We start from the raw sequence: 13,948 nt of genomic DNA, 5'->3' as shown, positions 1-13,948 counted from the left end.
CTCTAGAAGTTGCCGAGGGCCGTCGAGCCCAGCCGGACTATGGGTTGCTCTTCACCCGCGTCGCAGTCGTGCAGCGACGCGGCGGGGTAGACGGTGGTGAGTGATTCGAGGATTTCGATCAACGTTCGCGCCGTGTCGCTGACCTGCGCGGGATCGGGGAGCGGCGCGCCCCTGGCGTCGAGCCAGGCGTGGTAGGCGGCGTCGAGCGCGATCATCTGCCGCTGACCGATCCAACAGATCTTCACCTGCACGTGGGCCGGCGCCTCCTCGCGCATGCTGCGTTCCAGCAGCGCGCGGAAGTTCAGGTTGCGAAAGCGCTCCGGCCAGTACGGCAGCACGACCGAGACGCGGAACGAGTAGGGGTCTTCCTCGCCACAGAACCCGCAGTCGTCGGCCAGGCACATCCGCATCAACGGGTCGCCCTTGGCGAAGGGGCGCAGCAGGATGTGTTCGATCAGGTGCATGCCTTCCGAGTTGCACAGGTCGGAGGCGAGGATTTCGTCGTAGCGGTCGATGATCGCCCGCGCCGCCTGGTAGGCGTCAGCCTCGGTGTCGAATGCATGCTTGTGAGTGAGCGGCGTCGGTCCGGAGACGATGCGCAGGGTGAAGGTGGTGGCCCCCCCGGTCTCTGTCACCTCGAAGGCGGATTCCTCGCGCAGCCCCGGATAGGCCGCGGCGGCAGCGGCAAGCGCGGCGTCGGTATCGGCGAAGGTCTCCTCGGAGGCGAACAGCAGCGTGTTGCCGGCGTCGCGGATCACCACCTGGAATGCGTCGCCGCTTTTCAGCGTGCGCAGCAGCTTGTCGAAGTGCCCGGCGCAGTGCAGGTCGCGCCGCGACAGGTCGTCGATGCCGAGCAGGCGGCCGGCGCGGCGTTCCAGGCCGCTGATGTTGTCGCTATCCCACACCCGCGCCGGGTCTTGCGGGCGGATGTTGGCGGCCTGCCCGCGCTCGCGGGAGAGACGCGGGTACTCGGCGAGGAAGTCGATCTTGTCCTCGATCAGCTGGTCCGAGGTCTTCAGGCGGTCGCCGGTGAGACGGAACGACAGCAGCGCGTAGTCGGCGAAGCGCTCGGCGAAGCGCGCGATCAGGTGGTCGAGCACGCGGTTGCGCCGTTCGAGGAAGCCTTCCTCGGTCTCGCTCAGGCGCACACGGGCGATGTCGTCCGCCAGCGGGGTGTCACTGTAGAACTCGCTGTCGAATTCGCCCAGCGAACCGGCGATGCCGCTCAGTCGCTGGCTGAACCAGGTGCGGTCGAGGGTCTTGTCGAGGGAATAGAGGCGGCGCAGGTTGGCCAGCTGGCCGAGGTAGTCGGCCAGCACCTGGTCGAAGAAGGTCAGGTAGCCCTTGAACTGGCGCGCGCGGGCGATGCGTTCGGCCTCCTCGGTCGGCGAGATGCCCGCCGCGCCGATCTTGTAGGTGGCCGGGAAGTCGTGCTGGACGCTGTAGAAGGCGTCGGTGTGGCGCCAGCGCCCCCGTGGCACCGGCAGCACCTGGTCCGGCGGCACGTACAGCTCGCGGCGGTCGAGCCCGCGCAGGTAGTCGAGGGTGCGCTGGAATTCGCTGACCTGCGCGCGGTAGGGGATGCCGGCCTTGTGGAAGAGCAGCTTGGAGCCTTCCATGTAGAACACCGGCTGGTGGTCGGCGGGCACCGTGAGCGTCCACTTCACCGCGTTGCCGACGGGCAGGCCGTTGCTGCCGTAGACACGCAGCTGCAGGTTGCTGATCGCCTCGACACCGTCGATGTCCACCACCAGGTTGATGATGTCGCTGGCCTGCACCTTGCGCCGCTGCTCGCTGTTGGCGAGGTTTTCGTCGGTGATGAAGCCGGGCTTGGTGAACACCGGCTGGCCGTTGCAGGTGAAGGCGAAATCGACGAAGGGGCCGTTGAAGATCTCGTCGGGTTGACGGCCTTCGCGGAGCATCTCTTCGAGGGTGCGGTAGATCACCGGCGTCGACAGGTATTTCTCGATCCCGTGGAACGCCCGCGCCTGCACCTCTTCCAGATCGGCGTCCGGGCGTATCTCGATATCGGCGCAGATGCCGATGCGGTAGGGGATCACCGTGGCGATGGAGAGGAAGTCCTCGCACAACCCGCGATTGGCGTGAAGCACGCAGCGCACCGCGTCGAGGGCCTGGGCGCGGCGCTGCTGCTTGCGCCAGAACAGCGGCAGCAGGGCGTCGGCTGTGGTCGCCAGCAGCACGTTGCGGATCGCCTGGGCGGTGATGTTCAGCGCCGGACGGTCGGGGCGCGGTCGGTCCTGGATCACGCGAAGGCTGCAGGGCTGCAGGGTAAGCGCCTGGCCGCCTTCCAGGGTCAGGCCGAGGGTGGCGTCGAAGCCGCCCGGGGTCGAGGACACGCTCAGCGAATCGAGGCTGGCGAGGTTGGCGCGCCAGTCGATGCTGCCGGCGAGGAACGCCGGGTCGGTGCAGTCGAAGGCCAGCACCGCGCCCTTCAGCGGGCCGCGACGGACTTGATAGAGCAGCACCGACTCGTTCATCGAGCCGAGCAGGTCGTCGATCTCCAGCTCCACCCGCACCTTGTACAGGCCGCAGAGCTTCACTGGATGGTTGGCCTGGTTCGCCGCGTTCTTCGCTTCGAAGCTCAGCGCGTCGGCCAGGCAGTCGGCGTACAGCGGCACCTCGCAAAGGCGATAGTTGGCCGGCTCGGCCGGGTTCTGCATGGGATCGAGCCAGGCATTACGCAGCCCTTCGATGCGCAACAGCAGGCGGCGGTAGTCGAAGAGAGTGCGCGGGGCGGTGGGCAGCACCTCGTGGGCCGGGGCGAGGCCGGAAAGGCTGGCCGGGTCCATCCTGCCGTCCGGCCCGGCCATCAGGTCGACGGTGGCGAAGCGCGTGCGGTAGGTCAGGTCGGTCAGCGCGTAGCAGAGGATTTCCAGCGTGGTGATGCCGGGGTCGTGCAGGTTGTGGTCGGTCCACAGCAGGCCGGACAGGCGCTGGATATGCCCCAGCCCCTCGGCACGCAGGTGGCTGTAGTCGAACGCGGGGGCCAGTTGCGGCTGGCGCGCAATGGAGGCTTCAGGCATTGCCGGGCACCTCGCTGATGCTGTGGCGGGGCGCGGATACCAGGATCGAGCGCGCCGTCGTGGCCTCGATCAGCTCCACGTCCACCGGCGTCCAGCCGCCGGCGGGGGCGGCGATGTCGACCTTGTGGTAGAGGCGGAAGTCGGTGACGTAGTCCACCTGCGGCAGTTCCTCGACGAAATCGATGATGGAGGATTTCCACAATTTACCGCCGAAGGTGATCTCGCCGCCGCCGGGGCTCGACCAGGGTGTGAGGAAACCGATCACGGCCTTGTTCAGATCGTCGATGTAGAAGGCGATGTCGCCGATCCCGGGCATGAACTTCACCTTGAAGTCCACCTGTACCTCCTCGAATTTCGGGTTCTGCACCTCCAGCCGCACGAAGGGCGAGATGCGCTGGCGCAGGAGGGCGTCGACCGCCGCCAGGGTCGCTTGGTCGGTGTACGGGCGCAGCGGGTCGTGGCTGTTCTGGCCGTGGGTCCAGGGCACGGTGACGACGGTCACGGCGCCGGGCATCAGCTCGTTGTCGGCGACTGTCACGTTCTGCGCGTTGCGCTTGAGTTCGGTGGTGCCCAGGCATTTCACCCGGTACAGCCGGGGGAAGGCTTCCAGGACCAGCGCCTCGTAGTCCCATAGGGTCACGGCGCGGTCCTTGTGCCGCAGCCGCTCGCTGACGCGGGTGGCGAAGGCCCGCGCGGTTTCCGGCGGGCGGCCGTCGAAGGAACTGTAGGGCTGGGCAATCTGTTTGATAGCCAGGTCTGGGGTCACCAGCTTGGAGATGCTCCCCGCCGGCAGCGGCGTGGCGAGGAAGGCCGGGTCGTTACCGGCGTCGACGCAGCTGGCGCGGGCGGCCTGGGCGTCCACCGAGAGCAGGCGGTTGAGCGCCGCGGCGTTCTGACTGGCGGCGATGCGTATCCAGTGCAGGCCCGAGGGCAGCACGCGGTGCACGTTGTCCGCCGCCTCCGGCAGGTTCAGGCCGAGCACGCCGGAGCCGCTGAAGTTGTGCGTCTTGTCGTCGATGTCCTGCTCTTCGAGGGCCTTCCAGGTGTCGCCGTCGAGGTAATGGTACTGCAGCTGCGGCGCCTGCTTCAGCGGATCGCCCGAGCCGTCCGCCACCTGCACCAGCAGGGTCAGCCGGGCGGGCGCGGCGAAGTCCTTCACGCCGATCAGCAGCGCGCCTTCGAACGGCAGGCTGGGGAACAGGCGGCCATCGGCGGTGCTGTCGGACAGGCCGAAGGGGTGCAGCAGGGTGAAGTCCTCGACCGCGTCGCGGGTGGTCGCGTAGGCGGCTTCGAGGCGGATGATCAGCGGGTTGTAGGGCTCGCGGGGCAGGCTCTGGGTGGTGACATTGACGCTGGTGCTCGCGGTGTAGGCGGTGCCGCCCGACAGGCCGATCAGCGCCCGGGTGTTCTCGCGGACGAAGGCGGCGTGGCCGAAGTCCAGCGGCAGGCGCATGCGCACGAAGCCGTTCAGCGAGGTGGCGGTGAGCTGCTGGTTCTCCAGCGTTTGCTCGGTCAGCCCGTCGATCAGGTCGGCGCTCTTCATGGCGATCTCCACGCCGGTTTCGCCGAGGCCGATATCCGTGTTGTTGGTCGGCTTGCGCCCACGCCCGAAACGACGCGAAGTCTTGCTGGTGGAACCGGGCGCGGCGATCCACTTGCCGCCGCTAAGCACCGCCTCGCCCGGATTGTAGCTGTCAGCCGAACGGTTCCAGAAGTAGCCGGTGGAGCTGTAGCTGCTTGCCCAGTCGAGACTGAGCCCCCACTCGTCGATGGACTTGGAGAAGACTTCCGCCGAACCGATGATCCACTGCGCGCCGACCATTGGCTGCGCACCGAACGGAGCGAACGGCTTGGCCACGTCGACCACGCCGCCGCCGGCGATCACCATCAGGTTCTTCAGGCCGCTGGCTTCGACGCTCAGGGTCGGGCGCTCGGTACGAATGTCGCGCAGTACAGCGAAGGCGCGGGCACTGTCGAGGGCGTCGAAGTCGAAGAGGACTTCCGCCACGGGCACGCCCGGCGGGTAATCGCTGCCGTGCAGCTTGGCGTCGAGCGGGACGATGGGTGGATCGTCGGGGTCGAGGTCGAGGGTGATCTCCAGAATGTGCAGCGGCTTGTTGCCCGCCTTCTTGTCGGCGAAGGCATTGGACTTTTTCTCCCGTGCATCGCTGGCGGCGCTCTTGCCGGTTTTCGACTGTGCCTTGCCACCTGCCGCCTCTTCGACCGGCTCGCTGAAGCTGTTGTCCAGCACCGTGCTGATCTGCGCCATGCCGCTCAACTCGAACCAGCCCTTGTCGCCGGTCAGCCGCACTCTCCAGCGCGGGAAGATGGCGGTGGTCGCCAGCGGGCTTTTCAGCTCGGCGCGGATGCTGATGCTGCGGGTGCCCTCGCGCAGGAACAGCTTGCGGTCGGCGACAGCGAAGCCGATACGCGCGGCCGGGCTCAGCGCCGGACCGAAGGGGGGCCAGCTCGGCTCGTCCTTGGCCAGTTCCACCTCGCCGAGGCCGTCGCGCGAACGCACCGCCAGCGCGGCCAGTGGTATCCGCGTCGGCGCCGATGGCGTACCGCCGGCCAGCACTTGCAGGCCGCGCAGCTCGGCGACGCTGGCGCGGTTGATAACGATGTCGTTCTCCAGCGCGTAGGACACCGCCTTGCCCAGCGCGTCCTTGCCGGCTCGCAATGGGGTGCCGGCGCGTAGCAGGTGGGCTTCCACGCCCTTGGACAGTTCGAACAACAGGTGCACCCGGTCCGGCTGCGCGGCGCGGTTGTCCAGACGCAGCACCTCGCGAAAGTAGAAGTCCAGATGGCGCTCGGTGAAGCGGTTCATCTCGCCACGGGCGTGCTGGAACAGCTTGAGGAAGGCCAGCCACAGGCCGTAGTTCGGCGCATGCCCGGCGAAGCTCGCCAGCGATTCCTCCAGGTGCGCGACTGCGTCGCGGCGGATGCGTTCCAGGGCCTGGTAGACGTGCTCTACCGCCGTGCCCAGAAGGTTGTAGCTGAGGGCGTCGTAGATCTGCTCGTAGCGCTGGTGGGTCTGGCCGATGGCATCCTCGTAGGGCGAAGGATCGGCGCCGGTGGCGGCGTACAGGGAAGCCCAGCCGGCGGCATCGACCCTGGCGAGGATCGGCGCCGGCACCGGCGCGATGGAGAATGCCGGCTGGCCAACGATGGCGGCAGCGATGGTAGCGGACAGGCGCAGGCGGGTGTCGCCAGCTGTGCCGTCGATGTTGTAGTCGGCTTGCAGCAGCGGATCGTCATCGAAGATCAGGTTGCCGACGCCGAGGCTGGCATCGAAGGCGCCCTTGTACCAACCGATCAGCCCGCCGAGCGGCTCGGCCAGGTCCCGGGCGGCGAGTTCGACCAGGGTGGCGCTGAACGGATGGTCGGCGGGCAGGTGTTGGTGATGGCGGCCGGCAATCTGCAGCAGCACCAGCGGCAGGTGGAAGGCCAGCCGCGCGTGGGCGGCGAGCTGCGCAGGGTCGCGCGCGGGATCGGTTTTCAGCCAGTTTTCCAGGTCGAGCTGGGTGCCGCGAAAGGCGTCCACCGGCAGCTTGGCCAGCGCGGCCAGGCTGGCGGTGACGTTGCTTTCGAAGAATGCAGTCCAGTCGCCGGCTTTCGCATTGCCGGCGTCGTAGTACTGGATGTGTTTGGCGAAGCGCTGGCCGAACAGGATCAGGTCGGCGATGTCGCGCTCGTCAGGGAGGAAGTGATCGGTGGCAAGTTCGGCGCGGATGCGGCCGTCCTGGGTCGTGCCGGAGCGGACCAGGGGATTCCTTTTCGCGCAGGGGTCGGTCACGGTCTCAACCCTCGTTCAGGTAGTAGGGGAAGACGAAGTTGAAGCGCGAGTTGGAGCCGCGCACCGTGTAGCCAATGGCGATCAGCAGGCAGCCGGCGAGCGGGTCCGGCTCGACGGTGATCCGGTCGGCGTCGATGCGCGCCTCGTGATAGATGATCGCGGTGCGGATCAGGTTCTCCAGGTAGGCGATGCGCGAGGCGTTCATCACCTCGAACACCATGCTGTCCAGCGCGCAGCCGAACAGCGGGCTCATGATCCGTTCGCCGAGGACAGTGCCGAAGATGATCTGCAGGCTCTCCTCGATCTCGCGGATACCGCTGCTCATGTTCACGCTGGCGGCCTTGCGGTCGAACGCCGGCGGGAAGCTCCAGCCGCTGCCGATGAAGGGATCTTCCAATGCCATTGCCGATCTCCTTAGCCGATGATCACGGTGAAATCGCCCAGCACGATGCTGCCACCATGGGCGGTGCTGTCGCCCATCCGCGCCGCCGGCTTGCCGCCGATCATCACCGTGGCGGAGCCGGCGACGATGCTGTCCGGCGGGCCGGAGCAGCTGGCGCTGTCGCCGACCACTGCGGCGGGCAGGCCGCCGATCAGCACGGTGGCGACGCCGGGGCCGAACACCGGCCCGCCGACATGGGGCACCGTGCCGGTGACCATGGGGCAGACGTGCAGGTCGTTGACGCGAGCGGCAGGGGGCATGGCGTTCTCCTTCAGTTGATCTGCACCAGCGAGCCCTTGATCACGGTGCTGGCGCTGGAGCTGAGCTGCGCGCCACCCGAACCCTTGGCCTTGAAGCTTGCGTTGGCCGACAGCTCGACGTTGGTGCCTTCGATCTTCACGTCGCCGGTGGCCTTGAGCTTGATGTCGCCAGGACTTTGCAGGGCGATGCCGTCGGCATTCAGCTCGATCCTGTTGCCGTTCTGGTCCTCGACGAGGATCGACTTGCCGTCCTCGGAGAGCACGATCCTGTTGCCGGCCGGGGTGTCGATGGTGGCGATCACCTTCTCGTCGTCCCAGTGGATGCGCATGCCGGCGCGGGTGACGATGGCCTTCTTGTGGTTGTCGTTGGCGCCGGTCAGCGGATTCGGCTTGGCGCTGGAGTGCAGCGCGCCGAGGATCACCGGGTGGTGCGGGTCACCGTCGAGGAAACCGACCACCACTTCGTCGTCGAGCTCCGGGCGGAACGAGGTGCCGCGCTTGTCGCCGGCATCCAGCAGCGCCTGGCGTGCCCAGACCAGCCCGTCGGTCTCGCTGATGGTGGCCAGGCGCACCTGGATGCGGTCCTGGCCGGCCGGGTCGCTTTCCAGCGCGGCGACCACGCCGATCTGCAGGCCCGGCACCGGCGGGGCGAGGCCGGCGGCGGCGGGTGCGGCGACGGGATAGCGTTCGGCGTGGGATTTGGGGTCGGAGCCGATCAGCACTTCGGTCACCCAGTCACCATGGTCGAACCGGTGGCGCACGCCGGAGACGAAGCCCGGGCCGTTGAAGCGGCTGCCGAGTCCGCCCAGGTCGATCAGTACGCCGGGCAGCAGCGCGGCGTTGCCCTGCACGTGCACGCGTCCGCGTACCGACGCACGGCGCGCGCGGCCCATGCCGGCGGCGGCCCACTGGTCGAGCATCGCCTGGTCCAGTGCGCCGGGGTGGCGCAGGGCCGAGTTGACCCCGCCGGTACTGGCGAGTTCGCTGCCGGGAATGTCCCCCGGTCCTGGCGTCGCCACGTCGTCGGACTGGCTGCTGATGAGTTCCTGGTTGGCCATGTCCCAGGCCCCGGTCTCGACGCTGGTGAACTGGGTTTCGGCGTCCAGTTCCAGTTCGGCGCAGAACAGGCCCTGGCCGAAGATCGCGCAAATCTGCGCCGCACCGGCCACGGCGGGTGGCGCCACGCTCACCTTGCTGTCGATGCAGATCACCGCGAAGCCGGCCAGTTCCGCGCGCATGACCAGAAAGTCCCAGTCGCTGGCCTGGTGCTGCACCACCTGCGGATGCTTCAGGCTGGTCGCCGTCACGTCGGCGCTGAGGCCCTTGTTCAGGCCGATGATCTGCTCCATCACATCGGAGTCGGTGACATCGCTGAAGTTGCGCGAGCGGCGGCCCAGGGTCATGCGGAACACCGGGTCGCGCAGTTCCAGGTTCAGGTGCGAGCCGCCGCGTCGGCCCACCTCAATGCGCTGGCGGGTGACGATGCCCTTGAACAGCGTGCTTTCCTTGGAGGAGTAGCCACCGAGGATTTCCACCTCGACACCGGGGATCAGCGTCGACCCCTCGGAAAGGGCGAAAGTCTGCTTCGCCGCGTCGCCATCCTGCAGGACGATAGTCGCCTTCGGCACGCGGTTGACCTCACGGCGGATCTCTATCGAGACGATGCCGTATTCCGCGCCCAGTGCCATGCCTGCCGCCTTCACCGTGAAGGTGGTGAGGTGGGTCGGGCTGGTGTCGAATTCGGGCGGGCCGGGCATGCCTTCACCTCAACGGTGGCAGATAAAGGGCGCTTCCCGGGGCGAGCCTGCGCACGGTGTCGAGCTGGTTCTCCTCGGCCACGTTCATGTAATGGGCCGTGTTCTTGTAAACGTCGTAGACCAGCTTGGACAGATGTTCGCCTTCCAGTACCCGGTGGGCGTGGCTGATGTCCGGCGAGGCGAGGTTCTTCAGCCGTTCGCCGAAGCCCTTCGGTGTGTGCTCGCGAAAGGTCACCGACATGCTTGCGCGCAGCGGCAGGCCAGCGGGGGAGAACAGTTTGTAGGCGATGGAGTAGCTTTCCAGCACCGTGGTCACCAGTAGCCGGCCCCACACCAGCATCAGGAAGCGCGGGCGGTGCACATTGCCGCTGAAGCCGACGGTGAGCTTGAACAGCTCGAGCTGCGCGACCACCGACAGGCCGGTGGAGGGTGCCACGGCGTCCAGTGCGCCGCTCGGCGGCGGCGCGGGCGATACGCCGGTGCCGTCAAGCATCAGCTCGAAGTTGTATTTCTTCGGGTTGACCCGCTCAAACTTGGCCTCGGAACCGGCCGAACCCTGGGGCGGTTCATCGGGGCCGTACTTGAATTCGGTGGTGTCGGTGTAGGTCTCAGGGTTGTACTGGACGATGAAGGGTGGCCCGGCGGGCGGGCCCATGGCGCCTTCGGAGTCCTCGAAGGGGATGATAGTCAGCTTGAGCAGGGCACCGTCCATGCATCAGCGCTCCCCGATCCGGTCGAGTTCCCGCTCCATGTAGTCGATCACCGCCCGAGTCACCTCGGCGACCAGCGCCTCGCGGTCGACGGGCGTGCCGCTGGGCTGGACGGGCTGTGTGCCCGGCGCCGACTGTGGCTGGTCGACGGTACTGCGGATTACCACTTCGTTAATGAAGACGGGCATCTTTCGCTCCTCAGTCGACGCGGAAGTACTGGTAGGCCAGCTCCAGGGTCTCGACGACAATTTCCGAGTTTTCCGCGCTGAAGTCGGAGATCACCCACTTCTTCGGCCAGGCGCCGACCACCGTGTAGGTCTGCAGCGGCGCATGGCTCTCATCGAGCAGCGTCACCCACACGGTCACCGGCTGGATCACCAGGTTGTGCACGGCGTCCAGCACCCATTTGCGCAGCCCGGAATCCACCAGCAGACCGCGCTTGAGCACCAGGTCGGGGTAGCGTGCGCGTACCGGCAGTTTGTGCGAGAAGCGGTTCTCGCCGCCCTCGTTGTAGGCGAACTCCTCCAGCTCCATGGTCAGCCCGGAGACGTCGCGAAAGCGCACGTCGCGCTCCGTCGCTCCGGGCACGTCGAACCTGGCGTTGAAGTGGAAGCCGACCGGGGGCAGGTAGAGGCTCATGGCGGCGCATCTACTCGTTCTGGATCGACAGCCCGTCATGGGCCAGTTCGATGGACTCGATGGCAATCTCGTTGCCGTCGGCCTTGAGGTCGGTCGAGCCGATCTTGGTGGGCCAGGCATTCTTGATCTTCCACACCATCACCGGATCGTGCGCCTCGTTGAGCAGGCTGACGATGATGTCGCGCCGCTCGACGGTGTTGAGCGACACGGTGTTCCACCAGTTGAAGTAGTCATTGTCCGACTTGAACACGCCGCGCTTCATGGTGACGTTGGGATACTTCTGCATGCCCGGAATCTTCATCTTGGAAAATTCCCGCAGCGCGCCGTCGCGGTATTCGATGACCTCGGTCTCGACGTCGAGTCCGGAGATCTCCGTGAAGCCGATGCGCGCGCCACCCCACTGCACCTGGAAGTGGAATTTGGGAAGCGGATAGTCACTCATCTCGTTGCCTCGCTCTGGTTAGGCTTCGGGCATTTTCTGCATGAAGCGCAGGACGATGAATTCGGCTGGGCGGACGATGGCCAGGTGAACCTCGACAATCATGTAGCCATTGAAGATGTCCTCGGCGCTCATGGTCTGGCCGAGCCCCACTACGACGCGGAACGCCTGCTCCGGCTTGGCGCCCATCAGCGCGCCGTCGCGCCACTGGTTGATCAGGAAGTTCTCGATCATGGTCCGCACCTTGACCCAGGTGTTGGCGTCGTTGGGTTCGAACACGAAGGCGCCGACGGCTTTCCTTACCGATTCCTCGACGAAGTTGGCGAAGCGGCGCACGTTGATGTAGCGCCATTCATTGTCATTGCCCGCCAGGGTCCGGCCGCCCCAGACGAGGGTGCCCTTGCCGAAGAACGCCCGGATGACGTTCACCGACTTGCCGGTCGTGGCATCGATGTTGAGGCCGTCCTGCAGGTCGTTGGTGGCGTTGACCGCCGGGCCGATCACCAGGTTCAGGCCAACGTTGGCGGGTGCTTTCCAGACCCCGCGGGTGCGGTCGATCCTGGCGTAGATGCCGGCGATGGCGCCGGACGGCGGCACGGTCACGCAGGCTTCGTCGATGAAGGCGTGGATCGCCGCGTAGACCGCGGTTTCCTTGCCCTGGATGTCCAGCGAGGCATCGTTGAGCTTCTTGCCGGCGGCGTCGGGCACCGCCGCCGAGGCCTCGCTGCCGTTGTCGGCCACCGTGATCAGGTTAAAGGCGGTGAGTGTGACGTTGGCGTCGGCGCTGGCGAACGGCACATTGGTCGACAGGTAGGGGAAGTAGGCCGCACCGTACTTGAGGAAGTCCGCGGTGTTGCTGCTGACCCGCGCGCGGAAGTTGCTGGTCACCTCGGCGTTGTCGTCGGTACCGGCCGGTATGGCGTTGCGCACGTCGGCGATGGTGAAACGGTCCTGGGTCTTGTTGCAGCTGGCCAGGGCGGCGTCGACCACCGACCCGTAGTCGGCGTCGCTGAGTTTCACGGCGTCGGGGAACACCAGCAGGGTCGGTTCGTCCACCGCTTCCAGCGCGGCGATCGCCTCGGTGAAGGCGACTTTGGTGGCATTGCCGTAGGCACCCACCGAGTAGACATAGCAGGGCCCGCCGCCATTGGCGAAATACAACTGCATGGCGTAGTGGAGGAACTGCGTGGGCAACGAGGGTTTGCTGGTCCAACTCACCGCGACGCCCAACAATTTGCCGCCCGCAGTGACGCGTTTGTTGACGGTGATCGCCATGTCCTGGACCGGCGGGTTGCCGAAACAGGCTTGGTATTCCAGCAGGGAGTTGAGGCGAACGGCAGTCTTCGTGAGGTCTTCCCCCTGTTTGCCCAGGGCTGTCTCGGTGTAGCCGATGAAGGCGGGGATCGCCGTGGCAACCGGCGCGACCGAGGGCGGAAAGACGGGAATTTCCTCGACGTAGACACCTGGGGTGCTGTAGCTGGGCATGATGTGTCCCTTTGTTCGGGCGGTGGGCGGGCGGGGTGGACTGCTCCGGGGGAAGGGTCAACTTCGTCGGCGGAATGTGACGGTGTACTGGCGTCCGGCGGCGGGATCGGGGCCGGGGAAGGGGGCGAGCACCAGTTCGAGCGCGCCGAATGCGCCACGTCCCGCCAATTCGTCGCTGACGAACAGAACCGTCCTGGGACTGCCGGAGGGTTGCGGGCGACGGCCAACGATGCGTGCGGCATCGGCCGCCTCGACCGTATTGCCACGACTGAGCGTACCCGATGCGCGCACCGTACCGTCGTCATCCAGATTGACCAGGTAGAGGTTGGAACCGGTGGTGGCGTCGAGGTCCGGGTGGAAGCGTTCGAGGAGGTCCGCTTCCTTGAGGCGAATGCTGAAGACCAGCGAGGTGCGTCGGGTAATCGGCGCGAGTCGCAGGTTACCCACTTGCGGGTTGTACTGGGCGTAGACCTGGAAGCCGGCGGCGCGCAGGCGGAACACCAGGCGCTGGTCGTTCAGGCAGCGCCGTGTGTCGGCCGTGGGCTCGAAGGCGAGAGCAGTCAGCTCCTTGCCCTTGTCATCTTTGACGGTCACCCCAAGGCAGGGGCGGAAGGCGACGATGCTCACTTGATCACCGTGTCCAGTTCGATGGTGGTGATTTCTGGCGCCGGTTCGGTCTGGTCGAGCTGTACCTTGACCATCCGTACCTTATAGACGACGGAGGGGAAGTAGGCGTCGCCAAGCACGCCCCATAGGTTGTTCAGCTCCTCGAAGTTCATGTTGACCATTTCGAACACCAGCTTCTCCAGCGACGTCGGGAACGGGTTGGCGCCCGGCCCGGATTGCGTTGCAGGAGAGAACCAGCGCTTGGCCTGGAACAGTTCTACGGTCTTGGAGAGGTGGACGAGACTGGTGGAGTAGTTCTGGAAATTGAAGGCGAACAACAGGTACAGGTGGAGGTAGACCGGCGGCTCGATGTAGTGGGATTGTCCCTGGCGCCGCTCCACGTGCGGCGTGTTGCGCAGCACTGGATCTTCCTGGACGTTGATCAGCGAGATGTAGGCGCCAGGAGAGCTGGCTTCCTCAACCAGCTTGCGCGCCGAGTTGGCGATGGCTTGCGCATCGGCTATGCCGAGGTAGCTGCGCAGCTCTTTGCGAATGAACTCAACAGCGTCAGCGATCATAGGAATTCCTGATCTCTCGATTAAGAGTCACAAGCAGCCTTTACGGTAGTCCGGGTTTGGCTGACGTCAATCGAAAAAAGCTGGCGATGTGCCATATCCGGGGGTTGTGGCAACTCGACAGTATGTTCCTCCCCTCTTTTGCCCATGCTCTGGCGCCGCCGAATCGCGTTCAACCCTTGTGGGACGAGGGAC

The 13,948-nt window shown here is 66.2% G+C and carries 12 protein-coding genes; all 12 read right to left on the bottom strand.

Going from position 1 to position 13,948, the window contains the following annotated elements:
- Positions 1 to 2 precede the first annotated feature (2 nt).
- The 12 genes from F8N80_RS06560 to F8N80_RS06505 all read right to left on the bottom strand — a co-directional run bounded on the left by F8N80_RS06560 (position 3) and on the right by F8N80_RS06505 (position 13,756).
- Positions 3 to 3,044 carry a hypothetical protein gene (locus F8N80_RS06560; protein ID WP_150783498.1) on the bottom strand — a complete coding sequence of 1,014 codons (3,042 nt, stop codon included), beginning with the start codon at positions 3,042 to 3,044 and terminating at the stop codon, positions 3 to 5.
- Positions 3,037 to 6,840: a hypothetical protein gene (locus F8N80_RS06555; RefSeq protein WP_150783497.1), complete on the bottom strand. Its 3,804-nt coding sequence runs from the start codon at positions 6,838 to 6,840 to the stop codon at positions 3,037 to 3,039. Before F8N80_RS06555 ends, F8N80_RS06560 begins: the two co-directional genes overlap by 8 nt.
- A 4-nt stretch (positions 6,841 to 6,844) precedes the next feature.
- The gene (locus F8N80_RS06550) at positions 6,845 to 7,243 is read right to left on the bottom strand and encodes a GPW/gp25 family protein (RefSeq protein ID WP_150783496.1); all 399 of its coding nucleotides are present in this window, start codon (positions 7,241 to 7,243) and stop codon (positions 6,845 to 6,847) included.
- Between the two features lie 11 nt (positions 7,244 to 7,254).
- Positions 7,255 to 7,542 (bottom strand): PAAR domain-containing protein, encoded by a 288-nt coding sequence (locus tag F8N80_RS06545; RefSeq protein WP_150783495.1) that lies wholly within the window; start codon positions 7,540 to 7,542, stop codon positions 7,255 to 7,257.
- Positions 7,543 to 7,553: 11 nt separating this feature from the next.
- Complete coding sequence (gene vgrG, locus F8N80_RS06540; protein WP_224790655.1) at positions 7,554 to 9,230, bottom strand: type VI secretion system tip protein VgrG; 1,677 nt, start codon at positions 9,228 to 9,230, stop codon at positions 7,554 to 7,556.
- Between the two features lie 73 nt (positions 9,231 to 9,303).
- Entirely contained in the window at positions 9,304 to 10,011 is a 708-nt protein-coding gene (locus F8N80_RS06535; RefSeq protein WP_150783493.1) for a CIS tube protein, read from the bottom strand.
- A gap of 3 nt (positions 10,012 to 10,014) precedes the next feature.
- Positions 10,015 to 10,197 carry a DUF5908 family protein gene (locus F8N80_RS06530; protein WP_150783492.1) on the bottom strand — a complete coding sequence of 61 codons (183 nt, stop codon included), beginning with the start codon at positions 10,195 to 10,197 and terminating at the stop codon, positions 10,015 to 10,017.
- A 10-nt stretch (positions 10,198 to 10,207) separates the two neighbouring features.
- The gene (locus F8N80_RS06525; protein WP_150748946.1) at positions 10,208 to 10,648 is read right to left on the bottom strand and encodes a phage tail protein; all 441 of its coding nucleotides are present in this window, start codon (positions 10,646 to 10,648) and stop codon (positions 10,208 to 10,210) included.
- Between the two features lie 10 nt (positions 10,649 to 10,658).
- Positions 10,659 to 11,090 (bottom strand): phage tail protein, encoded by a 432-nt coding sequence (locus F8N80_RS06520; protein WP_150748945.1) that lies wholly within the window; start codon positions 11,088 to 11,090, stop codon positions 10,659 to 10,661.
- Positions 11,091 to 11,108: 18 nt separating this feature from the next.
- Positions 11,109 to 12,572 (bottom strand): phage tail sheath family protein, encoded by a 1,464-nt coding sequence (locus F8N80_RS06515; RefSeq protein ID WP_150783491.1) that lies wholly within the window; start codon positions 12,570 to 12,572, stop codon positions 11,109 to 11,111.
- Positions 12,573 to 12,629: 57 nt separating this feature from the next.
- Positions 12,630 to 13,199, bottom strand: coding sequence for a hypothetical protein (locus F8N80_RS06510; RefSeq protein ID WP_150748943.1), 570 nt, complete (start codon positions 13,197 to 13,199; stop codon positions 12,630 to 12,632).
- Complete coding sequence (locus F8N80_RS06505; protein WP_150748942.1) at positions 13,196 to 13,756, bottom strand: DUF4255 domain-containing protein; 561 nt, start codon at positions 13,754 to 13,756, stop codon at positions 13,196 to 13,198. Before F8N80_RS06505 ends, F8N80_RS06510 begins: the two co-directional genes overlap by 4 nt.
- Positions 13,757 to 13,948 lie beyond the last annotated feature (192 nt).

This window comes from Pseudomonas fluorescens (assembly GCF_902497995.1).
In the GTDB taxonomy this organism is placed as follows: domain Bacteria; phylum Pseudomonadota; class Gammaproteobacteria; order Pseudomonadales; family Pseudomonadaceae; genus Aquipseudomonas; species Aquipseudomonas fluorescens_BK.
This window is presented reverse-complemented; position numbering and strand designations above follow the sequence as displayed.

Coding starts and splice junctions, on each gene's coding strand:
- F8N80_RS06560 (WP_150783498.1), bottom strand. CDS start 3,044: ATGCCTGAAGCCTCCATTGCGCGCCAGCCGCAACTGGCCCCCGCGTTC.
- F8N80_RS06550 (WP_150783496.1), bottom strand. CDS start 7,243: ATGGCATTGGAAGATCCCTTCATCGGCAGCGGCTGGAGCTTCCCGCCG.
- F8N80_RS06545 (WP_150783495.1), bottom strand. CDS start 7,542: ATGCCCCCTGCCGCTCGCGTCAACGACCTGCACGTCTGCCCCATGGTC.
- vgrG (WP_224790655.1), bottom strand. CDS start 9,230: ATGGCACTGGGCGCGGAATACGGCATCGTCTCGATAGAGATCCGCCGT.
- F8N80_RS06535 (WP_150783493.1), bottom strand. CDS start 10,011: ATGGACGGTGCCCTGCTCAAGCTGACTATCATCCCCTTCGAGGACTCC.
- F8N80_RS06530 (WP_150783492.1), bottom strand. CDS start 10,197: ATGCCCGTCTTCATTAACGAAGTGGTAATCCGCAGTACCGTCGACCAG.
- F8N80_RS06525 (WP_150748946.1), bottom strand. CDS start 10,648: ATGAGCCTCTACCTGCCCCCGGTCGGCTTCCACTTCAACGCCAGGTTC.
- F8N80_RS06520 (WP_150748945.1), bottom strand. CDS start 11,090: ATGAGTGACTATCCGCTTCCCAAATTCCACTTCCAGGTGCAGTGGGGT.
- F8N80_RS06515 (WP_150783491.1), bottom strand. CDS start 12,572: ATGCCCAGCTACAGCACCCCAGGTGTCTACGTCGAGGAAATTCCCGTC.
- F8N80_RS06505 (WP_150748942.1), bottom strand. CDS start 13,756: ATGATCGCTGACGCTGTTGAGTTCATTCGCAAAGAGCTGCGCAGCTAC.